A 25,862-nucleotide genomic window follows, 5' to 3' on the forward strand; every position below is an offset into this window, starting at 1 on the left:
GTCGGTGATCGAGGGGCCACGTTACGCCATGCGACCGCGCACCGGAGGGCGCTCCGCGCGGCGGGGCGGACCTTCACCCGATGGTCGGCCCACCACCGGACGCGGTGCCGTGCCGCCCGTTCAACCCCGCGCCGGCGCGCGCCGCCCGATGTCGTGGAGGTCGCGCCGGCTCGTCTCACCCGCCCACAGGAACGCGACCACCGTGCACGCGATCATCGCGCAGAGGAACAGCGCGACCGGGACCGTCGACGGGAACCGTTGCAGCAGCGCCACTCCGATGATCGGCGCGAGCGAGCCGCCGACGACGGTCGCCGCCTGGTAGCCCAGCGACGCGCCGGTGTAGCGGACCTCGCTGGGGAACAGCTCGGCGAAGAACGCCGACTGCGCGCCCGTCATCAGGCCGTGCAGGGTGAGCCCGACGACCACCACGGCGGTGACGACCCCGAACCGGCCGCCGTCCACCAGCGGCAGGCCGACCAGTGCCCAGACCGCGACGAGCACGGACACCGCGATGGTGCACCAGCGCCGCCCGAACCGGTCCGCGAGCAGCCCGCCGCCCGGTATCGCGACCACCTGGAAGACGGAGGCGATCGTGATCGCGCTCAGCGCCGTGCCCTTCGGAAGTTCCACGATCCGCGTCAGGTAGGAGATCAGGAAGATGCTGAACGTGTAGTAGGTCGCCTTCTCGCCCACGTTCGCCAGCGCGGCGATGAGGACCTGCTTGCGGTGGTGGCGCAGCACGGTCGCGATCGGGGGCCGGGCGGGCTCCCGCTCGGCGGACTCGCGCGCGGCCAGGAAGACCGGCGATTCCTCCACGGCGTGCCGCAGCCAGATCCCGATCACCACGAGCACCGCCGACAGCAGGAACGGGATGCGCCAGCCCCACGCCACGAACTCGTCGTCGGCCACGCCGAGGCCGAGCAGCGCCAGCACGCCGGTGGCGAGCATGTTGCCCAGCGGGCCGCCGGTCTGCGGCCAGCTGCTCCAGAACCCGCGCCGCGCCGCCGAGCCGTGCTCGGCGACCAGCAGCACCGCGCCGCCCCACTCGCCGCCCAGCGCCAGCCCTTGGACCAGCCGCAGGGCCGTCAGCAGGATCGGCGCGGCGACGCCGATGGCGGCGTAGGACGGGATCAGGCCGATGGCGACCGTCGCGCCGCCCATCACGACGAGGCTGAGCGACAGCGTGCGGCGGCGGCCCACCCGGTCGCCGAGGTGGCCGAACAGCACGCCGCCGAGCGGTCGCGCCAGGAACCCGACGGCGTAGGTCACCAGGGCCAGCAGCACGCCGTTGAGCGGGTTGGTGCTCGGGAAGAAGACCTTGTCGAACACCAGCGCGGCGGCCGTGCCGTAGAGGAAGAAGTCGTAAAACTCGATGGTCGTGCCGGCCACGCTCGCCGCGACGATGCGCGCGAACCGACCGCGCGACGGGGCCGATGTCGGCGTGTCGGTCGACATCACCCCTCCGCAGTCCGAAAAGCGAACGCACGTGTTCGGTCCGGGCAACGTTAGGGCGCTTTCCCGCGCAGCGTCAAGGTCGGCAAGGCCCGCCCGGCGTCTTGGCCCGCCGGGCGGGAAGGGCTGCGCAGGCGTACCCCCTGACGGTGCACCCCTGGGAGTCATCCCAGCACAGGGGTACGACATTCGCGGGCGCGGATGCTGAGAGCGTCAACGGTGGGGACCGGTCGTGCGGGCGGGGCGGCGCGATCCGAAACGGTGAACCCCGGCGCGGCGGCGCGTGCGAGACCGGCGAAGTCCAGTGCCGCGGAACGTGCGGAGACCGGCGAACTCCCGTGCCGCAGCGCGTGCGAGACCGGCAAAGTCCCGTGCCGCGGCGCGTGCGGAGACCGGCGAAGTCACCTACTGCGGCGCGGAACCAGTGAACCGGGCACCTCGGCGCGTGCGGAGACCGGCGAACTCCGGTGCGGCACGTGCCGCACGGGGTAGAACCGGTCGGACAGGTGCGGCGGGGCCGCGCGGGTTCGGGAGGGCGGGTGGTCGCGGTGGGCGGGACGGGCGCGGAAGCGGTGGCCGTGGTGGTCGTCGGCGCGGGGGTGGCGGGGCTGACGGTGGCAAATTTGCTGCTCGAGGCCGGCATCGGGTGCGTGGTGCTCGAACGGCACACCCGCGACCACGTGGAGCGGCGTCAACGGGCGGGTGTGCTCGACTTCGCCGCCGAGCAGGTCTACGCGCGGTCGGCGCTGGGCGACCGGTTGCTGGCGGGCGCGCCCCGGTCGACGGTGCTGGAGTTCCGGGTGGACGGCGTGTCGCGGCTGTTCGACGCCGACGCGCACACCGGCGGGCGGACCGGTCGCCTGATACCGCAGCAGCTCCTGGTGCGGCGGCTGATCTCCGCGTTCCTCGACGCGGGCGGCGACCTGCGCTTCTCGGCGGCCGACGTCGCCCTGCACGACCTCGACGGCGACCGACCGCACGTCACCTACCGCGACGCGGGCGGCGTCGAGCGCCGGATCGACGCCCGGCACGTCGCCGGGTGCGACGGGTTCCACGGCGTCAGCCGGGCCGCCGTCCCGCCGGGGGCGCTCACCACCCACCGGCACACCGACGACTTCCGCTGGTTCACGGTGCTGACCGACTCCCCGCCGCCGCGCCACCCGCTGATGGCGTTGAGCCGGCACGGGTTCGCCGCGCACTTCGGGCGCGGGCCCGCGGCGAGCCGGTTCTACCTCCAGTGCGCGCCGGGCGACGACCTGGACGGGTGGACCGACGAGCGGGTGTGGCGGCAGTTGCGGTTGCGGCTGGCCGACGACGACCTGCCCGACGGGCCCGTCGTGGAGAAGGCGGTCATCGACGCGCGCAGCGTCGTGGTCGACCCGATGTCCTACGGCAGGCTGCACCTCGTCGGCGACGCCGCGCACATCGTGCCCCCGATGGGCGGCAAGGGCATGAACCTCGCGATCGCCGACGCCGACGTGCTGGCGCGGGCGCTGGTCGCCGCCGTGCGCGACGGCGACGACGGGCCGCTGCGCGCGTACTCCGCCACCTGCCTGCGCCGGGTGTGGAACGACCAGGAGTTCTCCCGGTGGCTGTCCGACGTGGTGTTCCACGGCGCGGACGAGGCCACCGCCGGCCCCTTCCGGTGGCGGCTGGCGCGGGCGCGCCTGGACCGGATCTTCACCTCGCCGTCCGCCGCACGGGCGTTCGCGGAGTTGATGGCGGGCACGGCGTAGGCCGACCCGGTCCCGCACCCACGCCGCCGGCCGTCGCCCCTCCGGTCGACGGCGGCGACCGGAGGGGCCGGAAACCGGGCACGCTGCGAGATGCCCGCGACCGCGCCGGGCGGGCACCCTGAGGCCCGTGCGCATCGCGGAGTTGAGCCGGCGGTCCGGCGTGAGCGTGCCGACGATCAAGTTCTACCTGCGCGAGGGCCTGCTGTCCCCCGGCACGCGCACCGGCCGCAACCAGGCGGGCTACGACGAGACCCACGAACGCCGCCTGCGGCTGGTGCGGGCGCTGGTCGAGGTGGGCGGCCTGTCGATCGCCGCCGTCCGCGAGGTGCTGCGGGCCGTCGACGCGCCGGTGGCCGCCGTGCCCGCGCTGCTCGGCCGGGTGCGGCGGCAGCCGTCCGCGCCGCCGGGTGGCGCGGACGACCCGCTGAGCGGGTGGGCGGACGTCGAGGTGGCGCGGCTGATCACCCGGCGCGGCTGGGCGGTGGGCCCCGACCACCCCGCCGCGCGGGCGCTGGCCGACGTGCTGGCCACCGCCGAGCGGTTGGGGCACGAGGGCTTCCCCGCCGTGGTGGACAAGTACGCCGTCGCGTGCGAGGGGCTGGCCGCCGTCGAGATGGAGTCGCTCGCCGTCCGTTCGCTCGCCGACGGCGGCGGCGGCGCTGAAGAGCGGGTCGAGGACGTGGTGGTCGGCACCGTGCTGGGCGACGCCGCCGTCACCGCCCTGCGCCGCCTGGCGCAGGACGACGCGTCCCGCCGGGTGTTCGGGCGCGCCGACGAGGTCGGCTGACCCGTGCCGACGCCACCGGGTCCCTTCCCCCGCGACGACTTCCGGCCCCTCACCTCGCGACCGCTCGTGGCCGCGACCACCCCGACTCACGACACCACCGGGAGAAGCCGTGCCGCCAGCCCCGACCACCCACCACCGGAACCGAGGTGCCATGTCCGCTCCCGCGATCATCGTCCTCCGCGGCAACCCGGACGCGGCGGACGTGGCCGCGCTCGTGGCCGCGCTCGTGACCGCCCTCCGCCTGTCCACCCGGCCGGCGGACCCGGTCCCGCCCCGGCCCGTACCGGCGTGGCGCGCGGGTTCCTGGCACGCACCGCGCCGCACTTGGTCGGGCCGGGCGACGCGCTGAGCGACCCCGCCCCGACCCGCGAGACCCAGTCCGTCACAGGGAAGCCGAGGAGATCATGACCGAGCAGGGATTCACCACCGCGTTCGTGGTGGACGGGACGCCGGGCGACGCCTTCGCCGCCATCACCGACGTCCGGGGGTGGTGGTCCGAGGACGTCGAGGGCCGAACCGACCAGGCGGGCGCGGAGTTCACCTACCGCTACGGCGACGTGCACCACTGCCGCATCCGGGTGACCGAGACCGTGCCCGACCGCCGGGTCTCCTGGGTGGTGGTGGACAACCACTTCGAGTTCACCGAGGACCAGACCGAGTGGACGGGCACCACGATCAGCTTCACCATCGGGGAGGCCGAGGGCGGGACCGAGGTCCGCTTCACCCACCACGGCCTGCTCCCGGCGCACGAGTGCTTCGAGGTCTGCTCCACCGCGTGGGGCTTCTACGTCAACGACAGCCTGCGCAACCTGATCGCCACCGGCGCGGGCAAGCCCAACCCGCGCGGGGAGCTGTGACCGGAGGCCGCCCCCCGGCGCGCACGGCCACCGCGCCACCCTCCCGCACGAACGCCCCGGCCGGTCGTCCACCCGCTCGCCCGAGCACCCCGGCCGGGTCGGACCGGCCGGGGTGCCCCCGTCCCCGCTCGACGCGACCGGCCGCGGGCGCGGCCGGCGCGACCGTCAGAGGAACTGCGTGTTCGGCTCCAGTCCACAGGCGACCCGCCCGAACAGCTCCAGGTTCGTGTCCGGGTGCATGATCGAGTGCAGGCTGGAGGTCTGGATGTCGCGCGCGATGCGCTGGATCGGCACGGTGTTGTGCACCGACGACCCGCCGCTCGCGTTGTTGAGGATGTCGACGGCCTCCTTGGCCCGCAGGCAGGCCGCGCCCATGTCCAGGCGGACCTGGACGCGCTCCTTGACCGACCACGGCTCACCGGGCGCCTTGGTGTCCACCAGCTCCGCCGCGCGGTGCACGTGGAAGCCCGCCTCGTCGATCCGCAGCGACGCCTTGGCCACCTGGAGGTGGGTGAGCGGCGCGTCGGCCTGGTGCTCGTAGTCGGTGTAGGTGATCTTGCGCGTGGGCAGGCGCTCCATGAACGCCGTGTCCGCGGCCCGTGCCAGGCCGTACGGGGTCGCGCACACGACCGCGCACGCCCACGGCATGAACGGCACGTTCCACAGCCGGGTCTCCGCGTTCAGCTTCGACAGGTGCCGCCCCTCCTGGAGGACCGGCACCATCGGCAGGATGCGCGCGGACGGGACGAACACGTCCTTGGCCACGGTGGTGACGCTGCCCGTGCCGCGCATCCCCGAGGTGTGCCAGTCGTCGATGATCTCCAGGTCCGCCATCGGCAGCATGACCATCACCGGCTGCGGCTCCTCGCCCTCGGCGGCGAGCACCGCGGCGTGCGCGTTCCAGCCGCTCTGCCGGGCGCCGGTGTTGAACACCCACTTGCCGTTGAGCACGATGCCGCCGGGCGCGGGCACGCCGACGGCCGTCGGGCCGAAGGTGCCGCTGATCCGGACGTCACCCGAGGCGAACACCTCGTCCTGCACCTCGTCCGGGAACAGGCCGGTGAGCCAGGTGCTGATCGACCACACCGTGGCGACCCAGCCGGTCGCGCCGTCGCCCTTGGCCAGCTCCGACAGCACGTCGACCAGCGTGGTGGTGTCCACCTCGTAGCCGCCGTACCTGGCCGGGAGGGTCATCCTCAGCAGACCGGCGTCGGTGAGGGCCGCGACCGTGTCGTCGTGCAGGATGCGGTTCTCCTCCTGCCAGATCGCGTTCTTGCCGAACAGGGGGGCCAAGTCCGCCGCCCGGCCGATGAGTTCCGCCCGCGAGGGTGCGGCACTGGTGTTCATATGCGCTCCGTAACGTGTCCGCCCGGCCCGCGGCCGGGGCTCGGGGTGCTTGTCGGTCGACCGGGTGGTCGGAGGACTCACTCGACTCCTCGGTGGCCCGCGCAGTCCGATCGTGGCACCGAGGGGCCCGCCGCCGCTTTTCCCAACGTGCCCTCTGCGGACGTGCCGCCGCACGGGGTTCCGGGCGCATCGGCGACACGGAGGTCCACAGTGGATCGACACGTCGACGTCGTCCCGTCGTGCACCCCGCCGCGGCCAGGGGGTGGACCGCGACGGGGTGCACGATCCCCTGGGCCGCACGGGGGACGTTGAGCCACAGGGGTTTCGGGATCGCGGTGCCGCCGAGGGCGTGACACCGCAAGGGGTTCGAGGTTCGTGGCGGTTCACGCGATGCCGCGCCGCCGCCGAGCCGCGCCGCCGCGGGGTTTCGCGCGCTACCGGTTCACGGCGCCGCGAGGATCACCGAGGTGCTCCGCTCAGCTCTCCACCTTGGTCCAGGACGAGTCGAGGCGCGCGGAGCGCTCGACGGCGTCGAGCACGAGCTGCACCTGGAGCGCGTCGGCGAACGACGGCGTCGGGTCCTCGCCGGCGGCCACGGCGGCCATGAAGTCGCGGACCTCGTGGGTGAAGCTGTGCTCGTAGCCGATGACGCAGCCGGGCAGCCACCACGCGGACATGTACGGGTGGTCCGGCTCGGTCACCAGGACGCGGCGGAAACCGCCCTCGCGCGCCGGTGCGGTGGCGTCGTGGAACTCCAGCTCGTTGAGGCGCTCCAGGTCGAACGCGAGCGACCCGAGCGAGCCGTTGACCTCGACCCGGAGGGCGTTGCGGCGTCCGGTGGCGAACCGCGTCGCCTCGTAGGTCGCGACCGCGCCGCCGTCGAGCCGGGCCGTGAACAGCGCCGCGTCGTCCACGGTGACCGGTCCGGCGCCGGGGCCGTCGAGCCGCGGGCGCTCGCGCACGAACGTCTCGGTCAGCGCGCTCACGCCGGTGATGCGCTGCCCGGTCACGTACTGGGTCAGGTCGATGATGTGCGAGCCGATGTCGCCGAGCGCGCCGGAACCGGCCCGCTCCCGCTGGAGCCGCCACACCAGCGGGAACCCCGGATCGGTGATCCAGTCCTGGAGGTACGCCGCCCGCACGTGCCGAATCGCGCCGAGCCGCCCGTCGGCGATCAGCTCGCGCATCAGCGCGACGGCGGGCACCCGGCGGTAGTTGTAGCCGCACGCCGACCGCACGCCCGCCGAACTCGCGTGCGCCGCGGCGGTGGTCATCGCGCGGGCCTCGTCCACGGTGTTGGACAGCGGCTTCTCGCACAGGACGTGCTTGCCGGCGGCGAGCGCGGCGGTGGCGATCTCGGCGTGGCTGTCACCGGGCGTGCACACGTCCACGACGTCGATGTCGTCGCGGGCCACCAGGGCCCGCCAGTCGGTCATGTGCCCCTCCCAGCCCAGGCGGTCCGCCGCGGCGGCGGCCTTCGCGCCGTCGCGCCCGCAGACCGCCACCATGCGGGCGCGCACCGGGAGGTCGAAGACCCGGTTCACCGTCCGCCACGCCTGGGAGTGCGCCGCGCCCATGAAGGCGTAGCCGACCATCCCGATCCGCAGCTCTGCGTTGTCCACGGTGAATCCCTTTCGCGTCGGAACCCGGACGGCCGGTGCCTGCCCGCGTTCTCCTTCGTGCCGGACCCCGGGGCGGGGACGACCTCGGCGGCGCGCGGCCGGCCGGCCGTGCCGGTCGCGCGGCGGGCTCCGCGACCACCGGGGGCCGGCGGGAGCCGGTGGTCCCGACGATCGGGATCGTGACCGCGGCTCCGACCGCTTCCCGCGGGTCATCGCCGTACAGAGTCTGGAAGAGCCACGTCGCGGGAGCATCTTCCAGAGTGCTCACTACCCCGCCGGCCGGACGACCCGACGCTCCGAGGCCGGCCGTCACCCGCACGGCACCGCGCACGACGAAGCGCCGAGCACGTCGGTCACGTGCTCGGCGCGCGGGGCGCGGCCCCTACGGCGTCGGCCTCACCCTCCGTGGCAGTGGTGGCCCGACGGCCGGGCCTCCACCGGACGCCCCGCGGTCTCGCCGCGCAGCTCCTCGGGCCGGTACTCGTCGTGCCGGCGCAACCAGCCCATGAACGGGTCGTGACCGCGACCGGGCGGCTGCTCCCAGTCCTCCTGCCGGCCGCGCGCGGTCAGGTCCAGCCAGTTGTAGGTGCCGTTGAGCAGGTCGATACCGCGCGAGTAGCACGAGTAGGTGTGGAACACGCGGTCGCCCCGGCGCAGGAACGCGCTGATGCCCTGCTCCTCGCCCGACCACCCCCGCCAGCGGGGTTCCTCGGCCACGAGCTGGTCGTAGTCCTTGAAGTTGTACTCGATCGGCGTGACCGACGCGTCCAGGGTCACGTGGAAGTCGTAGTTGAAATCGCTGCCGTACGACGAGTACCAGGGCACCTGCCAACCCATCCGCCGCCGGTAGCGCTCCAGCTTCTCCAGCGGCGCGCGCGAGATCGCCGCGAACGTCGTGTCACGCGCGTGCAGGTGGCTGAGGTGGCCCACGTTGTCGATCCAGAACGAGCACGCCGGGCACGCGCCGTCGTCGTCGGGCCCGTACATCACGTGGTACACCACGAGCTGGCCACGACCCTCGAACAGGTCCAGCAGGCCCACCCGGCCACCCGGACCGTCGAAGGCGTAGTCCTTCGTGATCTCGACCATCGGCAACGCGCGCCGAGCGGCGTTGACCTCGTCGCGGTGCCGGGTCAGCTCCTTCTCCCGCGCGAGCAGCTCCCGCCGCGCCACCAGCCACTGCTCACGGGTCGTGACCTCCGGGTCGGACATGTCGCTTCCTCGTCTCGTCCGGCCCGGCCGGACGCCGACCACTCCGGACACCCAGCCGAGCCCACCAACATCCGCTTGCATTCCGCAACCACACGTACGGTAGCAAACCAATCGCCCACCGCAAGCGGCCCTACCCCTCCTCTCTCCCCTCACGAGCCACCGACTTTCAGGCAGCCGAGCCGCCCTCCGGAGGAGGGCCACTCAACACATCCCGATAAGACCCGCTACTCAAGTCGTCCAGCAGACCTCTCTCCCGCGCCTGCCAGCCGAACGTCTCCTCCGCACGCGTCGGGTCGAGCGTGATCCCGCGTTCCAGCACCGCCACCAGCGGGCCGAACGCCCCCGCCGCGGCCTCTCGGGACAGCGGACGCGGGTCCGCCCCGGTCACCAGCGCGATCCGCTCCGCCAGCTCGCGCATCCGCAACCGGGTGTGCGACGAAGCGTTGTACACGCCCCCCACCTGCTTCTCCAGCACCGCCACGTACAGGCGGGCGAGGTCGTCGACGTGGATCGTCGACCACAGGTTCGCCCCCTCGCCGACGTAAGGCGCGGCGCCCAGCGCCCTCGACGCCCCGATCATGCCCGTCACCAACGCCGAACCACCCCGCCCGTACACCAACCCGCCCCGCAGGACCGTCGCGGTCACACCGCTCGCCGCGAGCACCTGCCGCTCACCGAGCAGCTTGAACAACTGCGGCGACGCCTCGTCCAGCTCCGCGTCCTCGGTCGGCGGCCCGCCGGCGGTGTCCGGGTACACCAGCGCCGTGCTCGCGTAGACGAAACCCCGGCCGCCGTCCAACGCGCCCAGCATGGCCTCCAGCGCCGGCTCCTCCACCTCCCGCATCGCCGGCTCCAGGTAGTCCACCGCCGCGTGCACCACCGCGTCCGACCCGGCCGCCGCCTCGCGCAGCACGCCCAAGTCGGCGAGACCACCGCGGACCGCACGCGCGCCCAGCGCGCCCACGCGCGCCGCCGCGCCCTCCGAACGGGCCAGCGCCGCAACCTCGTGGCCGGCCGCGAGCAGGTGCTCCACGACCACGCCCCCGATGTAGCCGCTCGCCCCGGTGACGAACACCTTCATGCCGTACTCCTCTCCTCGTCCTCGGCACCACCGATGTCCTCGGCACCACCGATCCGGCACGCGCCCGTCGCGCGCACACGCGAAAAGGGTGTCCGGGTCGTGACCCGAACACCCTTCCGACGCCGGTCAGATGTAGACCGTGTTGGGCTCCAGACCGCACAGGACCCGACCGTAGGTCTCGATGTTCGTGTCCGGGTTGATCAGCGCGTGCAGGTTCACCGCGTTGATGTCGTTGACGATCCGGGGCAGCGGCGTGTTCTGGAAGATCGCCGAGCCGCCGCTGGCCGAGAACAGGATGTCCACGGCCTCCTTGGACAGCTTCGCCGCCTGGCCCCAGTCCACCCGGACCTGGGTGCGCTCCTCCAGCTTCCACGGCTCACCGCTGGCGCACTTCTCGTCCACCACCTTGGCGCACCGCTCCGCGTGGAACCACGCCGCGTCGATCTTCAACCGCGCCGTGCCGACCTGCGTGTGGGTGATCGGCGCCTCGCTCTGCTTCTCGTAGTTCGTGTAGGTGATCTTCCGGTCGGGCAGCCGCTCCAGGAACACCTCGAACGCGGCCTCGGCCAGCCCCACCGGGGTGCCCGCGCCGGACGCCGCCGCCACCAGCGACGTCGGCGTCCGGTACATGATCGACTCCGCGTTCGCCTTCGACAGCGTCTGCGGGATCATCGCCGCGTGCATCGGGATGACCCGGTGCTGCGGCACGAACACGTCCTTCGCCAGCGTCGTGATGCTGCCGGTCGCCTTCAGGCCGGACGTGTGCCAGTCGTCCACCAGCTCCAGGTCCGTCATCGGCACCAGCGCCATGATCGGCTCCGGCTCCGCGTCCGGCCGCAGCAGGATCGCCGCCACCTCCTGCCAGTGCGCGTGCAGCGCGCCCGTGGCGAACTTCGACGGCCCGTTCAGGATCACCCCGCCGTCCACCGGCGCGGCCATCACGCTCGGGGTGCTCGAACCCGACACCCGCACGTCCTCGGTCGCGAACACCTCGTCCTGCGCCTCGTCCGGGAACATGCCCGTGATGTAGGTGGGCGTCCAGTACACGCCGATCGTCCAGGACAGCGAACCGTCCGCGCGCGCCAGCTGCGCGCCGATGTCCACCAGCGTCCGGGTGTCGACCTCGTACCCGCCGTACCGCCGGGGCCGGCGCAACTTGAACAGGCCCGCCTCGGCGAGCAGGTCGATCGCCTCGGGGTGCAGGCGGCGGTTCTCCTCCATCCACGCCGACTTCTCGCGGAGCACCGGCACCAGCTCGGACACGCGACTCACGAGTTGCTCTCGCGTCAAACCATCCACCGTCGACACCATCGTTTCCTTCGCTCTCCTAGACGTATGAACAACGGCCGGGCCGATTCGCCCACCCACGACACACTCCGACGGCCGGTCCCACTCCCCCGGACCGCCGCACACCACCTCCCGCACACCGACCGCCCACCGGAGCGCGGGCCGCCCCGCACCTAGAGCAGGTCGGTGTTGGGCTCCAAGCCGCACCGCACGCGCCCGTACAGCTCCATGTTCGTGTTCGGGTGCAGCACACCGTGCAGGTTGATCGCCAGGACGTCCCGCTCGATCCGCTGGATCGGCGCGTCCGCGTAGATCGAGGACCCGCCGCTCGCGGTCTTCAGGACGTCCACCGCCTCCTTCGCCAACTGCGTCGCCGCGCCCATGTCCAGGCGCGACATCGCCCGCTCCGCCGCCGTCCACGACTCGCCCGCCGCCGTCTTGGCGTCCACGCGCCGCGCCACGCGCCGCACGTGGAACCCCGCCTCGTCGATCTTCATGGCCGCCTCCGCCACCTGGTGGTGGGTCAGCGGGGCGTCGGTCTGGCGCTCGTAGCGCGTGAACGTGATCCTCCGCTCGGGCAACCGCTCGAAGAACACGTCCCACGCCGCCTGCGCCACGCCCAGCGCCGGCGCGCTGCCCACCGCGGAGGCCGCCGGCGAGAACGGCGCCTGCCACACCGGCGAATCCGCGTTGAGCCGCGAGCGGTGCCTGCCCTCCGCCAGCAGCGGCACCATCGGCAGCACCCTGGCGTCGGGCACGAACAGGTCCTCCGCGACCGTCGTCACGCTGCCCGTGGCGCGCAGCCCGGCCGTGTGCCAGTCGTCGACGACTCCCAGGTCCGACGCGGGCACCGTCACCATCACCGGCGACCGCCCGCCGTCCTCCCCGACCAGCACCGCCGAGTGGACGAACCACGGGCCGTGCAGCACGCCCGAGCAGAACGGCCACCGGCCGTTCAGGACGACACCGCCCGCCGTCGGCCGCGCGGTGCCACCCGGACTGACGCTCAGGCCGATGCCCACGCCCTTCGGGTCGGCGAAGATCTCGTCCTGCGCCTCGTCCGGGAGCAGCCCCACCAGCCAGCAGCCGTTCATCCACGCGTTGAAGACCCAGCCGAGCGAACCGTCGCCGCGCGACAGCTCGGAGATCACCTCGACCACCGTGCCCATGTCCGCCTCGTGGCCGCCGTACCGCGCCGGCACCCGCAGCTTCAGCAGACCCGCGTCGGCGACGCCCTCCAGCACCTCCTCGTGCAGGACGCGGTTCTCCTCCTGCCACGCGGCGTGCTTGCGGATCAGGTCGACCAGATCCGTGGCGCGCCGGACGATCTCGGGCCGCCCCGGCGACTCGGTGGTCTTCATCCGTGCTCCTCGATGAGGTGAAGTGCGATGAAGTGCGAAGGTGTGCCGCTCGCGATGGCGGTGCCCGGCCCCTCGCGCCGACCGTCCGGGCGGGCGCCGACTGCCGCCGGTCAGGACCACCTTGACACGGGGCGCCGGCGGCGACATCTCCGAGATTGCCCAGCGCACCGGTACGCGGTCGGCCTGCGGCGCAGGGAGTTCTCCGAGCCTGGTCAGCCGCGGTGCGGCAGCCTTGGCCAGTCCTGTGTGGACGATCATCCGGGTGGCGGGCGGTCCCGGTGTCCCGCGTGGACCGGGTGCCGGTCCGGCGCGCGGCGCGGAGTCGGGTCCGCTGCTTCTCCGAGCCGATGGGTGGCTTTCCCGTGCCGGGGGATTATTTTTATTCCACACTGAAATCATAGTGAGAATAAATTAACGGTGCGGCGGCCACCGCTGCTGGTGGCGCCGAACATCGTGGCGCGTATCGCGCTCGCCGGACTGCGCGGCCGAATCCGTTGCACGTCAAGGAAGAAGGGCCACGCCAGATCGGACTACGCCAGGTCGAGGTAGCCGCGCTCGACGATCCGCCGCCCGGCCTCGACGTACGCGCCGGGATCCGCCGGCACGACCGTTCCCAGGCCGTCGACGTACCGGTTGTACATGCAGAACGCCGCCGCGATCAGCACGGTGTCGTGGACCTCGACATCGGTCGCGCCGTGCGCCCGCGCCCGCTCCACCAGCTCGGGCGTCACCTTGCGACCCGACTCCCACACCGCGCCCGCGATCCGCAGCAGCGCGCGCAACTTCTCCGAAACCGGCGCGGAATCGAGGTCCGCGCGCACCTGGTCGACCAGCGCCATGCCCTCGTCCAACTGCTCGGCGGCGAACGCCGAGTGGGAGTCGCGGCAGAACGAGCACTCGTTCAACCCCGACACGTAGGCGGCGATCAGCTCGCGCTCGCCCGCGGACAGCGGGTGCGGCCCGCGCAGCAGGACTTCGGCCAACGCGCTGAGCGGTCCGGCCGTCTCGGGCCGGAAGCGCAGCAACCCGGTGATACCGGGTAACGAGGTCTCATCGAGCCCCAGTTCGATGTGTGCCACGCCGCCCAGTCTACGGTCCGGCTCCGTCGAACGGCTCCGCCGCTTGACGGAGCCGGGGCGAGGTGGTCAACGTGCGTTACCGCGCAGTACCAAGAGAGTCGCGCCGGTGGTGAGGCCGAAGAAGACGTGGCCGAAGAGGCTGACCCACTGGTTGTCCCCGACCACGAACACGAGCGAGGTCATTCCCGGATCGACGGTGACGCTCAGCCACAGCGGCATGATCACCAGTGCGCCGAGCAGCCACCAGACGACGCCGTACAGCGCGCTCACGGCGTAGACGGGCACGACCTGGTCCGCGATCCGGCCGCTCAGGAGGCCGAACAGCGCGCCGGCGACGGCCGAGATGACCAGGTGCACCAGGAATCCGACGATGGCGTCGTCGACTCCGATGAGCGAGCCGACCAGGGGCAGCGCGCCCACGCCGGCCATCAGCAGTCCGAACACGACGCCGCCGGCGAGCCCGGCCAGCACCCCGTTCCGGACGCGGGAACCCGACGCGGTGTTCGGTGGGACAACGGTTGTGGCGTGCACGATCAGCTCCTGTGTTGGATTGGCTGTGTTGGATTGGCCCGACTCCGTCGGGCGGCTCGGCCGCCTGGGAGTCGGCGGCTCGCGGGGCGGTTTCCGCCGATCGAAAAGCGTGATCGGCGAAAACCGCGCCACGAACCACCGACGCGGCCTCGCGGGGTGCGAGTGGCGGCGAAGTGAGAGGGAAGTGAGAGGGAGGGAAGGGGAGGGAGTGAGGGCGGGGGTCAGGAAGGGGGCTTGCGGTGCGGGATGGCGTTGGTTTCGGTCAGCCAGCGCACGGTGTCGGTGACCGTGTCGGTGAAGGGGCGGGGTTTGAGGTTCAGGGTGCTTGCCGTCGGGTCTACGCGGACGGCCGCGCCTACGGTCGCGATCGCCCCGTATTCCGCCGGGATGTGCCACGGCCACAGGGGTTGCACCAGGTCCACGAGTCGGCCGAAGGGGGCCAGCAGGGTGGCCGGCAGGAACATCGCGGGCAGTGACCGGCCCGTCGCCTCCCGGACCGCCGCCACGTACTCCGCCGTCGTCAGGTGGTGGCCGGGGCCGAAGTGCCCGCCCGTCACATCCGGGGACAGCAGTGCCGCGTGCAGCGCCGCCGTGTCCCGCACGTCGCCGATCTGGAGGCCGCCGGCCGGCCACAGCGGCATGATGCCGCGCGCGGTGTCGCGCAGCCGGCGGTTCTGGTCGCCGAGCTTGGGGTCGTGCGGCCCGAGGAGAGCGGGCGGGTAGCTGATCACCACCGGCGCGCCCTCCTCCCGGTGCCGCCGCGCGATGGCCTCCGACGCGGCCTTGGTCGCCGCGTAGGGCTCGCGCGTCGTGCCGACCGGTGACCGGTCGCCGATGACCCGCACGCCGGGTCCGAACAGCGCGGCGATGCTGGACACGTGCACGACCCGCCCGACACCCGCCCGGCGCGCGGCGGTGAGCACCACCTCCGTGCCGCAGGCGTTGGTGCGCAGCATCTCCGCGCGCCTGCGCCGGTCGAACGAGTACACCGAGGCGGCGTGCACCACCGCGTCCGCACCGCGCACCGCCCCGGCGACCGACCGCTCGTCGGTCACGTCGCCGACCACGACGTCCAGCGCGCCGGGCGGCACCTCCAGCGGGCGCACGGCGGCGTCCACCGCGCCGGGATCGCGGACCAGCAGGCGGACCCGGTGGCCGGCGCGCACGAGTTCGGACACCGTGTGCGCGCCGACGAAACCGGTACCGCCGGTGACGGTCACCAGCATCGAGCACTCCCCTCGCGATCGGTCAGACCTGGTGGAACGCGCTGCCGTAGAAGAGCAGCGCCCGCGTGCCCGCGCCACGGCGGCAGCCGAGCACCTGCCCGACGAAGATGGTGTGGTCACCGCCCTCGTAGCAGTGCACCAGCTCGCACTCCAGCCACGCCAGCGCGCCGGACAGCAGCGGCGCCCCGCTGTGCGCGCCCTCCAGCCAGTCCACCGCGTCGAACTGCGCGGACCCGTGCGGCCGGCGCTTGTCGGCGAAGTACTTCGCGGTGTCGCGCTGGTCGGCGCCCATGACGGACACGGCGAACCGCTTGGCGTTGCTGATCGCCTCGTGCATCACCGCCGTCCGGGCCACGCAGCACAGCACCAGCGGCGGGTCCAGCGACACCGAGCTGAACGCGTTCGCCGTCATGCCGTGCATGTGCTCGCCGCCGACGGTCAGCACCGTGACGCCGGTCGCGAACCGGGACATGGCGTCCCGCAGCGAGGTCTCCTCCATCGTGGGCGCCGCCTCGTACACGGTCATCCTCCCAGTCCGGCGCGCGCGAGCACCGGGGCCTCGGCGTAGGGCGCGAGCGCCGTGCGCAGGTCCTCGGGCACCCGCGCGGGCACCGTGTCGGTGTTCGGGCCGCGCATGCACGCGATCCGCTGCCTGCCCTTGGCGACCAGGACCTCCTGGCCGCCGGTCACCTTCACGTAGTCGAAGCTGAACTGGATCTGCGTCTGGGTCAGCTCCTCCAGGCGCATCCGCACCGACAGCTCGTCGAACGCCGTGATCTCGGCGAAGAACTCGCACTCGACCTTGAGGGTGAACAGCTTGAGGTCGTCGCGGACCTCCTCCAGCACGGTGGGCGCCTTCTCCTTCAGGAACATCTCCCGGCACCGGCCCTGCCACCGCAGGTAGTTCACGTAGTACACGTTGCCGACGAGGTTGGTCTCCTCGAACCCGACGGTGTGGCGGATCTCGTAGTACGCCGACACGTCAGCCCTCCTTCCCGACGAGCACCGCGAACACCACCGGCTCGGGCCGGTCGTCGACGGTGGTGACCCAGGTGGCGACTTTCGCGTCGCCGGTCGACAGCACGGCCCAGCCGTCCGGGTCCACCCGGTCGACGGTGACCGCCTGCGTGGTGGAACCGGTCTTGCGCAGGCACTCCAGCGCGCACCACACCCGCGTCCCGGCGACGGCGGCCGACTCGCCCGCCTCCGCCACGAGCAGGTCGCGGACGGCGAGCAGGTCCGCGCCCAGCAGCCCGGCCCAGTCCTCCTCGCCGCGCGCCACGGCGGGCTCGACGTCCACGCCGAGCTTCCCGCCCTCGGCGACCGCGGCGAACGTGAGGCCCGCGCCGTGCGACGCCGAGACCTCGAACCCGTCCACCTCCGGCTTGCCGTCGGGCCGGTGGCGCACCGCCGTCGGCCGGTTCAGGGCCCGGCTCACCGCCAGCTCGGTCTGCGCACGCCGTCCGGGTTCGGCGTCGGTCGGGTCGGGCTCGACGACGACCGCGCGGCTGCCGCCCAGGACGCGTTCCAGGGAGCGCTCCAGGTACGGGCCGAGCATGGTCGGCGTCCACGGCCCCGCGCCGTCGCGCCTGCGCACGGCCCGCAGCACCAGGCCCTCCCAGCGCTCGACGAGCCGGCCGTCCGGGTCGCGCACGTCGAGGTCGTAGGTGTAGCTGTCGCCGTCCTGCGAGCGCTCGCGGGCGTCGAGGACCACGTACTCGGCGAGCTGGTCGGCCTGCGCCGCCAGGTAGAGCCGCGACACGCCCTGCGGCAGCAGGGTCGCGTCGGGGACGCAGCACTGGATGGCATGCATCATCACGTCCCGCGTGCCGGGGTCGGCCAGCAGCCGGTCCTGCGGCAGGAACGGGGCGAACCAGGAGGCCACGGACGTCGTCGCGACCTCGGCCACGGCGTGCCGGGCGGCGGCCCGCCGGTAGCCCTGGAGGCGCTGGAACCGCTTGCCCTGGAACAGGACGCCGCCGTACAGCTCGGTGACCGGGTCCACCGGCACGAGCGGCAGCACCGCCGCGCCGTCGACCCGCTCGCCGGGGATCTCCGGCCGCGGGAACCGCAGCCGGGCCCGGAAGTGGTCGGCGGAGAAGCCGGTGTCCTCGGCCCGGATCACCACGTCCACGGTGTCCGCGGTGCGGGCCAGCGCCGCCAGGCGCACGGTCAGCGAGCCCTCCGGGCGCACCACGACGGGCCGCAGGAACTCGACGTCCTCCAGCACCGGCGGTCCCTGGTGCCCGGTCAGCGCGCTCGCCACCTGCGTCATCGCCTCCATGCCGAGCACGGCGGGGAACAGCAGGTCGCCCTCCAGCAGGTGGTCGCCCAGGTACGGGTCGCTGCCGTCGGACAGGTCGGCCTCGGTGACCAGCTCCACGCCGGGGTAGTGCACCAGGACGCGGTCCACGAACCGGGCCAGCGGCAGTTCGGTCCGCTCCTGCTCCAGCGTCGGCAGGCCGGCGGCGCGGCCGGAGACCACCAGCACGGGTCCGGCGGTCGGGTCGGCCAGCACCTCGCGCAGCACGGCGATACCGGCGTCGGTGGAGATCGGCGTGATGCCGTCGCGCATCAGGGCTTCCACGACGCCCAGCCGCTCGCCCATGCCCGCGCCGGACCAGACCGACCACTCCAGGGCCAGCACGCGGGCGTCGGGGTGCCGCTCGCCGAAGTCGACGGTCAGCTCGGTCAGCCAGTCGTTGGCCGTGGCGTAGTGCGCCTCGCCGCGCAGGCCCGCGCGGCCGATGATGCTGCCGAAGGTGACCAGCAGCTTGATCCGGCCACCGTCCACAGCGGACAGCACGTTGCGCAGGCCGGTCACCTTCGGGGCCAGCGTGGCGTGGAAGTCCTCCTCGGACAGGCCGGTCAGCGCCTTGGGCTCGTTGCGGCCCGCGCCGTGCAGCACGGCCGTGACCTCGCCCAGCTCGGCGCGGAACCGCTCGACGGCGGCGGCGACCTCCTCGGCGGAGGTGACGTCGGCCCGCTCGTAGCGGTGCTCGATGCCCGCGGCGGTCATGCGGGCCAGGTTCGCGGCCAGCTCGGCGTCCCGCGCGGGGTCGGCGCGGCCGATGAGCGCCAGCGACGCGCCCGAGTCGACGGCCACGGCGATCGCGCACTCGGCGGTGATGCCCTTGCCGCCGCCGGTGACCAGCAGCACGTCCCCGGAGCCCAGCGGCGTGCCGACGCCCTGCCCGGACACCGCGCGCAGCACGGGCACGGTCCGGACGCCGTCGGCGTCGTAGCGCACCTGCGCGAAGCCGGTGTTGGCGGCGACCTCGGCGGCGACCCGCGCGGCGGCGTCGGTGTCGTCGGCCAGGTCGACCAGCGTCACCGGGATGTGCGGCGCCTCCAGGTGCAGCGTGCGGGCCAGGCCCGCCGCGCCGAGCTTGTGCTGCACCACCGCGAACCGCCGACCCGAGGCCAGCGCGTCGCGCGCCGCCGCCAGGAACAGCCCGACGTGCTCGTCACCGCCCTCCGGCGGCAGGAGCAGCAGCACGCCGTCGCCGGGCAGCGCGCCCCGCAGCGACGCGGCCAGCGGGTGGCCGTCGGGCGCGTGGACCGCCCAGTCGCCCGGCGGATCGGGCGCGGCGGGCACGAGCGGGCGCTCGACGTGGGACACCAGGAACGGCCGCACCCACGGCGCGACGCCCGGCACCTCGCCGTCGGCGCGCTCCTCGGTGTGCGCGGTGGCGGCCAGCTCGTCGATCAGCTCGGCCAGTTCGCCCAGGCGCACGGTCGCGAAGTTCGGCGTGGCCTCCAGGGCCGGTCGGCCCATCGTGCGGGTGACCTCGTTGACGAGCTGGCCGACCGTGATGGAGCTGAGGTGCAGGTCGTCCAGCGGGTGCGTGGTCGCCGAGATCGCCTCCAGCGGCAGCTCCACGCGCTGCGCGGCCAGCCGCCGCAGCAGGTCCAGCGTGGACCCGCCGTCCGGGCTTGCCGCGTCCGCCGAGGTCCGGGACACCTCGGCGGACGCGGCGGTACCCCTCGACGCGGCCTGGTCGGGCGAGGACAGGCCGGTGCCGAGGGCGGGTGCGGTCTCGCAGGGGTTCGCGAGGAACGTCATCGAGCCGTCCAGCGGCAGGTCCCGCACGACCCGGTCGCCGAACAGGGCGTCGGTGCGGACCGGGACGCCGAGCGCGTGCGCCGCGCCGACGACGGCGAGCAGGGACGCGAGGGACGGGCTGTCGGTGTCGACCGACAGCACGGGCTTCCCCGGCGCGATCTCCGCCAGCAGGCCGGTCAGGACGCGGCCGGGGCCCACCTCGACCACCAGGTCGCCCTCGGCGGCCGCCTTGGCGGCGGCCTCGTGGAACCGGACCGGCAGGGTGATCTGGTCGCGCAGCAGCGCGCGCAGGTCGGTGTCGGCGGCCAGCACGTCACCGGTGACCGTCGAGTACACCGGGCGGATGAGCCGGCCGAAGTCGAAGTCCACCAGCCGCTCGGCCATCACCTCGGCGGCCGGGGCCACCATCGGCGAGTGGAACGCGTGGGAGACGTTGACGCGGGTGGCGTGCACGCCCGCGGCCCGCGCCGCCGCGCACACGCGGTCCACGGCCTCGACCGAGCCGGACAGCACGGTCTGGGCGGGCCCGTTGTAGCCGGCGATCACGACGTCCTCGCCGCCGGCCAGCTCCAGGGCGCGCTCCGGGCCGGTGGCCAGGCCCGCCATCGCGCCGCCGCCCCGGCCGGCGTGGGCCATGACGCGACCGCGCCCGACCGCGAGCGACAGCACGCGGGACGCGCCGAGCGAGCCGCCCCAGTGCACGGCGGTCAGCTCGCCGAGGCTGTGGCCGACCGCCGCGTGCCCCTCGATGCCCAGCTCCCGCAGCACCGCCAGCCCGGCGAGGGACCCGGCGACGATGCGCGGCTGCGCGACCTCGGTGGCCACCTGGTCGCCGGTGGAGGGCAGGTTCGCGTCGCGGAAGACGGCCTCGGCGACGCCGAACCGGCGGCGGATCGCGCCCACCGCGCCGTGGCCCGAACCCTGGCCCGGAAACAGGAACGTGAGGCGCGGCGCGGCCGGCCGGTCGTCCAGGAACACGCCGTCGGCGGCGTCGAAGGCGGTCGCGCCCCCGTCCACGGCGGTGATCAGCCGGGCGACCTTGCGCTCGGCCTCCTCGGGGGTGCGCGCCACGACGGCGGCGCGCGGCGACGCGCCGGTCAGCCGCGCGGCCAGCGCCGCCGCGAGGTCGCCCAGCTCGGCGAACGCGAGCTTCGGCAGCAGCGCGGCGACCTCGACCAGGCGCGCCTTGAGCGACGCGCGGTCCGCGCCGTCGAACAGCAGCAGCTCGGCGTCCTGGCGGCCGGCCACCAGCGCCTTCGTGGCCTCGTCCAGCGCCGTGCGCCGGGACGCGTCGGGCGCGGCCTCCAGCGCGATGTGCGTGTTGATGCCGCCGAAGCCCATCGCCGACACGCCGGCGCGCACCGGGCGGTCCTCGGGCCACAGCTCGGCCTCGCGCGGCACGTACATCACCGCGTCGTCGGCGGTCAGCTTCGGGTGCGGGTCGTAGTGCCCGGTGCCGGGCGGGATGACCTGGTGGTGCACGGCCAGCGCGGCCTTGATCAGGCCCGCGACGCCCGCCGCCGCCTTGGTGTGCCCGAAGTTGCCCTTCACGGTGCTCAGCGCGGCGGGCCGGGCGGACGGGTCGGCGGCGCGGCGGGCCGAGGACAGCGCCTCGATCTCGGTCTCGTCGCCCAGCGCGGTGCCGGTGCCGTGGCCCTCGAAGTAGGACACGGTCTCCAGGCCGTAGCCCGCGCGGCCGTAGGCGCGGTGCAGGGCGAGGCGGTGCCCCTCGGCCTCGGGCCGGGTGATGCCGCCCTTGCCGTCCGAGGAGACGCCCCAGCCGGCGATCGTCGCGTAGACGCGCATCCCCTTGGCCAGCGCGTCCTCCTCGCGCACCAGCACCAGCGCGCCCGCGCCCTCGCCGGGCCAGAACCCGTTGGAGTCCCGGTCGTAGACCTTCATCTCGCGCTTGGCGAGCGCGCCGGTCTTGGCGAACCCGATGACCTCGAACGGGTCGATCGACAGGTCGACACCGCCCGCGATGGCCACGTCCATGTCGCCCTCCACGAGCGACTTGGCGGCCGTGGCGACCGACAGCAGCGACGAGGAGCACGCGCCGTCCACGGTGTACCCGCCGCCGTGCAGGTCGAAGTAGTTGCAGATGCGGCCCGCGATGGTGTTGGCCAGGCCGCCCGCGAGGGAGTCCTCGTCGATCGGCGGGAACGGCGACTTGTACTGCGCCTCCAGGTCGCGCAGGAACTCCGCGGTCTCGTCGTCGGGCCAGCCCTTGGCGGTCAGCGCGGCGGCGACCGTGCGCCGGACGTACGGCCAGCGCAGCCGCATGATGTTCGCGCGGGAGAACTCGCCGGTGAGGCTGTTGCCCAGCACCACGCCGGTGGTCCGCTTCGGCAGGCCGTCACCGTCGGGGAAGCCGGCGTCGGCCAGCGCGTGGGCGGCCACGTCCAGCGCCAGCCAGTGCGTCAGGTCCGTGGAGCGGAAGGTGCTGCCCGCCACGCGGTAGCGGACGCGGTCGAACTCGAAGTCGCGCAGCACCGCCGCCTTCGTGGAGTAGAACCGGTCGGGCGCCTCGGGGTCCGGCGAGTAGTAGTCCGCCTGGTTCATCCGCTCGTCGGGCAACCTGCGGAAGGCCCGTCGACCGGCCAGGACGTTTTCCCAGAGTTCCCCGGTGGAACCGGCATCGGGATAGCGCAGGCCGATGCCGACTATTGCGATCCGCTCACTGCTCATGCTTTCACCGTCTCTGCGAACAAGGGGGTTCGGGCCGAAGAATGCCGCTGTCCGGGAAATGCCGGGGCACGCACGGCGCCGGGACAAATGCGCGCAAGGCAAGCGTGCCGGACGCCCCCGGCGCTTTGCTTCTCCGATTGTGCCCTGTGACCTGCGCCTTCCGATAACAGCGTGATTTCATATAACAGCGTGATTTCCATTGTTCGCCGCCCGGAAAGCGCGGCGCGCGGTGGCGGAACGGGCGGCGAAGTGCGCACGGCAGGAGAAGCGCGCCGGTCCGCGGACGGGGATGCTGTACCGGCGCCCGGACCGACGCGGGCGCGGCCCCCGCCCGATCGCTCCCCCGAGGAGATCAGATGGCGCGCACCGGAACCGACCGCTCCCTGCCCCAGGCCCCCGCGTCCGTCCTCACCGGACCGTCACCCGCCACGTCGACGTTCGTCAACGGCCACTTCCCGCGCCGGCGCGGGCTCGTCCTGCTGCTCAGCGCGATCGCCGGCTTCCTGCTCACCGTGGTGTGGTCGGCGCACTTCGTCGACTCGACGATCGGCGACACCGTCGCCGACGCGCTGCTGGGGCACAACGCCAAGGAGACGCCCATCGCGGGCATCGCGGCGGGCATCGCGTTCGCGTTCGTCAGCGGCATCGCGGGCACCTTCACCGCCTGCAACATCGCGGCGTTCGGCGCGGTGGCGCCGCTGCTGGGCGCCTCGGAGTCGCGGTGGGCGCGCCTGGGCAACGCGCTCAAGCCCCTCGGGTGGCTGGCGGTGGGCATGGTCCCCGTGTCGGCGCTGTACGGCGCGCTGGTCGGGATCGTCGGTACCCGGATGCCCCAGTTCGCCACCGCGGCGACCGCGCCGGGCACGCTCGACAGCCGCAGCATCCAGACGCTGGTGGTGTTCGGCGTCATCGGGCTCGTCATGATCCACCTGGGACTGGCCGCGCTGGGCTACGTGCGCGACCCGTTCCGCCGCGTCGCGCGGCGGTTCCCCAACGCGCCGATGGTGTTCATGGGCGTGCTCATCGGGGGCTTCCTCATCGGCCGCCCGTTCGGCCTGTTCCGGCAGATGTTCCGCGACGCCGCGGAGAGCCACAACCCGTGGTACGGCGCGGCGGCGTTCACCCTCCAGTCGGTAGGCAACATCGTCATCATGGCGCTACTGTTCCTCGCACTGGCGTACGCCACCGGCGGCCGTCCGCAGCGGTGGCTCGCCGCCGAACCGTCCAGGATCGCCACCATCACGGCCGTCGCGCTGATCGTCGCCGGTGTCTTCACCTTCCTGTACTGGGACGTCCGGCTGCCGGCCAGGCGGGAGATCATCCCCTGGTACCCCACCGCGCCGTGGGCCTGACCGTCCCGACCGCGCCGAGGGGAACACCATGAGCATCCCGACCGAGCCGATCGGCAGCGTCCCGCGCACCGCGGAACTGCTGCGGGGCTTCCAGGACCACGCGGAGGGCCGCATCGACGACGCCGCGCTGCGCGAGCTGACCGACCAGGCGGTGGCGGACACGGTGGCCAGGTTCGAGGCCACCGGGTCGCCGGTGGTCACCGACGGGGAGCAGGGCAAGCCCAGCTTTCTCACCTACCCGGTCGCGGGCATCGCGGACCTCGCGCCGGACGGCGCGGTGGTGCCGTTCGCCGACGGCCACACCCGGCAGCTCCCCGTGCTGACCAGCGGGCCGTTCCGCTACGCCGCCCACGCCGCGGACCAGCTGCGGGCGACGCTGGGGCACACCACGCGGCCGGTGAAGCAGCCGGTCATCGCGCCGTCGGCGCTGAGCCTGCTCTACCCGTCCGGCGGCATCGACGGCTACCCGCGCGAGAAGTTCGTCGCGGACCTGGTCGACGAGACCGAGGCGGACATCCGGCAGTGCCTGGAGGCGGGCGCGGCCGTGGTGCAGCTCGACTTCACCGAGGGCCGGCTGTCGCTCAAGCTCGACCCGTCGGGCGGCCTGCTGCGGGACTTCGTGGCGCTGAACAACTCGGTGCTGGAGCGGTTCACCGCCGAGGAGCGGGCGCGGGTCGGCCTGCACACGTGCCCCGGTGGCGACTGGGACTCCACGCACAGCGCGGACGTCGACTACGCCGACCTGCTGCCGGACCTGTTCCGCACCCGTGCGGGCCGGTTCTACGTGCAGTTGGCGAGCGAACCCGACCGCCGCCGGGTGCTGGGCGTGATCCGGGACCACCTGCCGTCCGACGCGCGGGTGTTCATCGGGGTCACCGACCCGATCGACCCGCGGGTGGAGACGGCCGAGGAGGTGCGCGACCGGGTGCTGGAGGCGGCCGAGTTCCTCCCGGTCGAGCGGTTGGGCACCTGCGACGACTGCGGGTTCGCGCCGTTCGCCGACGACACGTCCACCTCGCGGGAGACCGCGTTCGCCAAGGTCGCGGCCCGCGTCGAGGGCACGCGGCTCGCGGCCGAGGCGCTGGGCGCCTGACCGACCCGTGCGCGCGAGGTCCGGATGCCCGCCCGGTCAGGGCATCCGGACCTTGCGCAGGAACGCCGGCAGCAGCCACGGCCGCCGGCCGCCGATCGACAGCGACCCGCCGAGCACCGTGCGGACGCGGCCGACCCGGTGGAACAGCATGAGGTTCAGCGCGGCGGGCCGGAACCGGACGCGGACGTCGCAGTCGCCGCCCGGCTCCTCGACGTGGGCCACGCCGGAGTCCAGCACCAGGGTGACGGGGCGCGTGTGCGCGGAGCGGAACTCCACCGCGATGCGGCCGGGGCGCACCGGTCGGTCGTCGTCCAGCAGGCGGCCGTAGCCGTTGCGGGTGATCTCGACGAGAAACAGGTCGAAGAACAGCCCGGCCTGGTCCTCCGGCATCGACCAGGGCAGGTCCAGCGCGCGGGCGATGTCCCACCCGTGGATGAGCAGCTCGTTCGTCAGGTGCGCGAACACGCCCGCCAGGGGCAGCCGCGAGCCGCCGAGCCAGCCGACGAGGCGTCGCGGGTCGGCGTCGGCGGTGGCGTCCAGCGCCTCGGCGATCGAGCCGCGCAGCCGCTCGGCCAGCCGCACCGGATCGCGCTCGGTGAAACCGCGCAGCTGGGCGGGGTTCAGGTCGCGGCGGATCGTGTCCACCGTGGTGCCCGGAATGTACCGGCGCACGTCGGGCACCGGGAACTGCTTGGCGCCGTCGGCGATCACGGCGGTGTTGTTCCACGCGATTCCGGTGACGTGCGCCGCGACCTCCGCCACCGACCAGTCCTCGGTGGCCCGGACCGACGGGTCCGGCACGGAGAGGACCAGATCGGCGAACCGGTCGCCGGCATCCCGGACGGCGGCACGCGCGGCCGCCCACTTCTCCGGGGTGACGCGGCTCGCCGCGTCACCCCCCGGCACTGTCCGCGCCATTCGTCCGCCTTCCCGCCCGGCCCCACCGGGCTGTGCTCCGCACCGCACGCCACTGTGCCGGCCGGGGCGACGCCCGCGCGTCTTCCACGTTGCCCAGCGCGCACCGGCGACGGGCAGTCCCCCTCGGGAATCCGGCCGGGTCGCGATTCCGCCGGTCCCGACGGCAA

The 25,862-nt window shown here is 73.5% G+C and carries 20 protein-coding genes; 6 read left to right on the forward strand and 14 right to left on the reverse strand.

The genetic code is table 11. From position 1 onward, the window contains the following. Positions 1-120 precede the first annotated feature (120 nt). Positions 121-1,455 (reverse strand): MFS transporter, encoded by a 1,335-nt coding sequence (locus tag C8E97_RS18995; protein WP_121006928.1) that lies wholly within the window; start codon positions 1,453-1,455, stop codon positions 121-123. Positions 1,456-1,991: 536 nt separating this feature from the next. Here C8E97_RS18995 and C8E97_RS19000 point away from each other — a divergent pair. The 4 genes from C8E97_RS19000 to C8E97_RS19015 all read left to right on the forward strand — a co-directional run bounded on the left by C8E97_RS19000 (position 1,992) and on the right by C8E97_RS19015 (position 4,832). Beyond that, positions 1,992-3,188: a 4-hydroxybenzoate 3-monooxygenase gene (locus C8E97_RS19000; RefSeq protein WP_246018998.1), complete on the forward strand. Its 1,197-nt coding sequence runs from the start codon at positions 1,992-1,994 to the stop codon at positions 3,186-3,188. Between the two features lie 127 nt (positions 3,189-3,315). Continuing rightward, positions 3,316-3,975, forward strand: a complete 660-nt coding sequence (locus C8E97_RS19005; protein ID WP_121006929.1) for a MerR family transcriptional regulator — start codon at positions 3,316-3,318, stop codon at positions 3,973-3,975. A gap of 151 nt (positions 3,976-4,126) precedes the next feature. Then, positions 4,127-4,324: an acyl-CoA carboxylase epsilon subunit gene (locus C8E97_RS19010; protein WP_121006930.1), complete on the forward strand. Its 198-nt coding sequence runs from the start codon at positions 4,127-4,129 to the stop codon at positions 4,322-4,324. Between the two features lie 55 nt (positions 4,325-4,379). Beyond that, the gene (locus tag C8E97_RS19015) at positions 4,380-4,832 is read left to right on the forward strand and encodes an SRPBCC family protein (RefSeq protein WP_121006931.1); all 453 of its coding nucleotides are present in this window, start codon (positions 4,380-4,382) and stop codon (positions 4,830-4,832) included. 165 nt (positions 4,833-4,997) lie between these two features. Here the strand turns inward: C8E97_RS19015 and C8E97_RS19020 are convergent, their stop codons facing one another. The 12 genes from C8E97_RS19020 to C8E97_RS19075 form a co-directional block, all read right to left on the reverse strand. After that, complete coding sequence (locus C8E97_RS19020) at positions 4,998-6,179, reverse strand: acyl-CoA dehydrogenase family protein (RefSeq protein WP_121006932.1); 1,182 nt, start codon at positions 6,177-6,179, stop codon at positions 4,998-5,000. Between the two features lie 476 nt (positions 6,180-6,655). Beyond that, positions 6,656-7,774, reverse strand: coding sequence for a Gfo/Idh/MocA family protein (locus C8E97_RS19025; RefSeq protein ID WP_211347256.1), 1,119 nt, complete (start codon positions 7,772-7,774; stop codon positions 6,656-6,658). A 423-nt stretch (positions 7,775-8,197) separates the two neighbouring features. Then, a complete protein-coding gene (locus C8E97_RS19030) occupies positions 8,198-9,013 on the reverse strand; it encodes a DUF899 domain-containing protein (RefSeq protein ID WP_121006934.1) in 816 nt (271 codons plus the stop codon). Positions 9,014-9,179: 166 nt separating this feature from the next. Beyond that, positions 9,180-10,094 carry an NAD-dependent epimerase/dehydratase family protein gene (locus C8E97_RS19035; protein ID WP_121006935.1) on the reverse strand — a complete coding sequence of 305 codons (915 nt, stop codon included), beginning with the start codon at positions 10,092-10,094 and terminating at the stop codon, positions 9,180-9,182. A gap of 126 nt (positions 10,095-10,220) precedes the next feature. Continuing rightward, positions 10,221-11,393 (reverse strand): acyl-CoA dehydrogenase family protein, encoded by a 1,173-nt coding sequence (locus tag C8E97_RS19040; protein WP_342776235.1) that lies wholly within the window; start codon positions 11,391-11,393, stop codon positions 10,221-10,223. A 161-nt stretch (positions 11,394-11,554) separates the two neighbouring features. Continuing rightward, positions 11,555-12,742, reverse strand: coding sequence for an acyl-CoA dehydrogenase family protein (locus C8E97_RS19045; RefSeq protein WP_121006937.1), 1,188 nt, complete (start codon positions 12,740-12,742; stop codon positions 11,555-11,557). 530 nt (positions 12,743-13,272) lie between these two features. Further along, on the reverse strand, positions 13,273-13,821 hold the full coding sequence (locus C8E97_RS19050) for a carboxymuconolactone decarboxylase family protein (RefSeq protein WP_121006938.1): 549 nt from the start codon (positions 13,819-13,821) through the stop codon (positions 13,273-13,275). A 66-nt stretch (positions 13,822-13,887) separates the two neighbouring features. Then, positions 13,888-14,292 carry a hypothetical protein gene (locus tag C8E97_RS19055; RefSeq protein ID WP_246019000.1) on the reverse strand — a complete coding sequence of 135 codons (405 nt, stop codon included), beginning with the start codon at positions 14,290-14,292 and terminating at the stop codon, positions 13,888-13,890. A 281-nt stretch (positions 14,293-14,573) separates the two neighbouring features. Continuing rightward, a complete protein-coding gene (locus tag C8E97_RS19060) occupies positions 14,574-15,578 on the reverse strand; it encodes an SDR family NAD(P)-dependent oxidoreductase (RefSeq protein WP_121006940.1) in 1,005 nt (334 codons plus the stop codon). Between the two features lie 22 nt (positions 15,579-15,600). Then, the gene (locus tag C8E97_RS19065) at positions 15,601-16,104 is read right to left on the reverse strand and encodes a flavin reductase family protein (protein WP_121006941.1); all 504 of its coding nucleotides are present in this window, start codon (positions 16,102-16,104) and stop codon (positions 15,601-15,603) included. Beyond that, the gene (locus C8E97_RS19070; protein WP_121006942.1) at positions 16,101-16,559 is read right to left on the reverse strand and encodes an acyl-CoA thioesterase; all 459 of its coding nucleotides are present in this window, start codon (positions 16,557-16,559) and stop codon (positions 16,101-16,103) included. The genes C8E97_RS19065 and C8E97_RS19070 overlap by 4 nt, the downstream gene beginning before the upstream one ends. Position 16,560: 1 nt before the next feature. Continuing rightward, entirely contained in the window at positions 16,561-22,332 is a 5,772-nt protein-coding gene (locus tag C8E97_RS19075; protein ID WP_121006943.1) for a type I polyketide synthase, read from the reverse strand. A gap of 356 nt (positions 22,333-22,688) precedes the next feature. Between C8E97_RS19075 and C8E97_RS19080 the strand changes: the two genes are divergently transcribed. Then, a complete protein-coding gene (locus C8E97_RS19080; protein ID WP_246019002.1) occupies positions 22,689-23,684 on the forward strand; it encodes a hypothetical protein in 996 nt (331 codons plus the stop codon). A 28-nt stretch (positions 23,685-23,712) separates the two neighbouring features. Next, positions 23,713-24,777: a cobalamin-independent methionine synthase II family protein gene (locus C8E97_RS19085; protein ID WP_121006944.1), complete on the forward strand. Its 1,065-nt coding sequence runs from the start codon at positions 23,713-23,715 to the stop codon at positions 24,775-24,777. 36 nt (positions 24,778-24,813) lie between these two features. On the opposite strand, the gene C8E97_RS19090 is transcribed toward C8E97_RS19085, so the two are convergent. Beyond that, positions 24,814-25,695 (reverse strand): maleylpyruvate isomerase family mycothiol-dependent enzyme, encoded by an 882-nt coding sequence (locus C8E97_RS19090; protein ID WP_121006945.1) that lies wholly within the window; start codon positions 25,693-25,695, stop codon positions 24,814-24,816. Between the last annotated feature and the right edge of the window lie 167 nt (positions 25,696-25,862).

The organism is Saccharothrix australiensis (assembly GCF_003634935.1).
GTDB lineage: Bacteria > Actinomycetota > Actinomycetes > Mycobacteriales > Pseudonocardiaceae > Actinosynnema > Actinosynnema australiense.

What these genes read in the sequence shown, in the direction of transcription:
- C8E97_RS19035 (WP_121006935.1), bottom strand. Translation starts at nt 10,094, where the DNA reads ATGAAGGTGTTCGTCACCGGGGCGAGCGGCTACATCGGGGGCGTGGTC.
- C8E97_RS19065 (WP_121006941.1), bottom strand. Translation starts at nt 16,104, where the DNA reads ATGACCGTGTACGAGGCGGCGCCCACGATGGAGGAGACCTCGCTGCGG.
- C8E97_RS19030 (WP_121006934.1), bottom strand. Translation starts at nt 9,013, where the DNA reads ATGTCCGACCCGGAGGTCACGACCCGTGAGCAGTGGCTGGTGGCGCGG.
- C8E97_RS19075 (WP_121006943.1), bottom strand. Translation starts at nt 22,332, where the DNA reads ATGAGCAGTGAGCGGATCGCAATAGTCGGCATCGGCCTGCGCTATCCC.
- C8E97_RS19060 (WP_121006940.1), bottom strand. Translation starts at nt 15,578, where the DNA reads ATGCTGGTGACCGTCACCGGCGGTACCGGTTTCGTCGGCGCGCACACG.
- C8E97_RS19010 (WP_121006930.1), top strand. Translation starts at nt 4,127, where the DNA reads ATGTCCGCTCCCGCGATCATCGTCCTCCGCGGCAACCCGGACGCGGCG.
- C8E97_RS19045 (WP_121006937.1), bottom strand. Translation starts at nt 12,742, where the DNA reads ATGAAGACCACCGAGTCGCCGGGGCGGCCCGAGATCGTCCGGCGCGCC.
- C8E97_RS19090 (WP_121006945.1), bottom strand. Translation starts at nt 25,695, where the DNA reads ATGGCGCGGACAGTGCCGGGGGGTGACGCGGCGAGCCGCGTCACCCCG.
- C8E97_RS18995 (WP_121006928.1), bottom strand. Translation starts at nt 1,455, where the DNA reads ATGTCGACCGACACGCCGACATCGGCCCCGTCGCGCGGTCGGTTCGCG.
- C8E97_RS19080 (WP_246019002.1), top strand. Translation starts at nt 22,689, where the DNA reads ATGGCGCGCACCGGAACCGACCGCTCCCTGCCCCAGGCCCCCGCGTCC.
- C8E97_RS19085 (WP_121006944.1), top strand. Translation starts at nt 23,713, where the DNA reads ATGAGCATCCCGACCGAGCCGATCGGCAGCGTCCCGCGCACCGCGGAA.
- C8E97_RS19025 (WP_211347256.1), bottom strand. Translation starts at nt 7,774, where the DNA reads ATGGTCGGCTACGCCTTCATGGGCGCGGCGCACTCCCAGGCGTGGCGG.
- C8E97_RS19015 (WP_121006931.1), top strand. Translation starts at nt 4,380, where the DNA reads ATGACCGAGCAGGGATTCACCACCGCGTTCGTGGTGGACGGGACGCCG.
- C8E97_RS19020 (WP_121006932.1), bottom strand. Translation starts at nt 6,179, where the DNA reads ATGAACACCAGTGCCGCACCCTCGCGGGCGGAACTCATCGGCCGGGCG.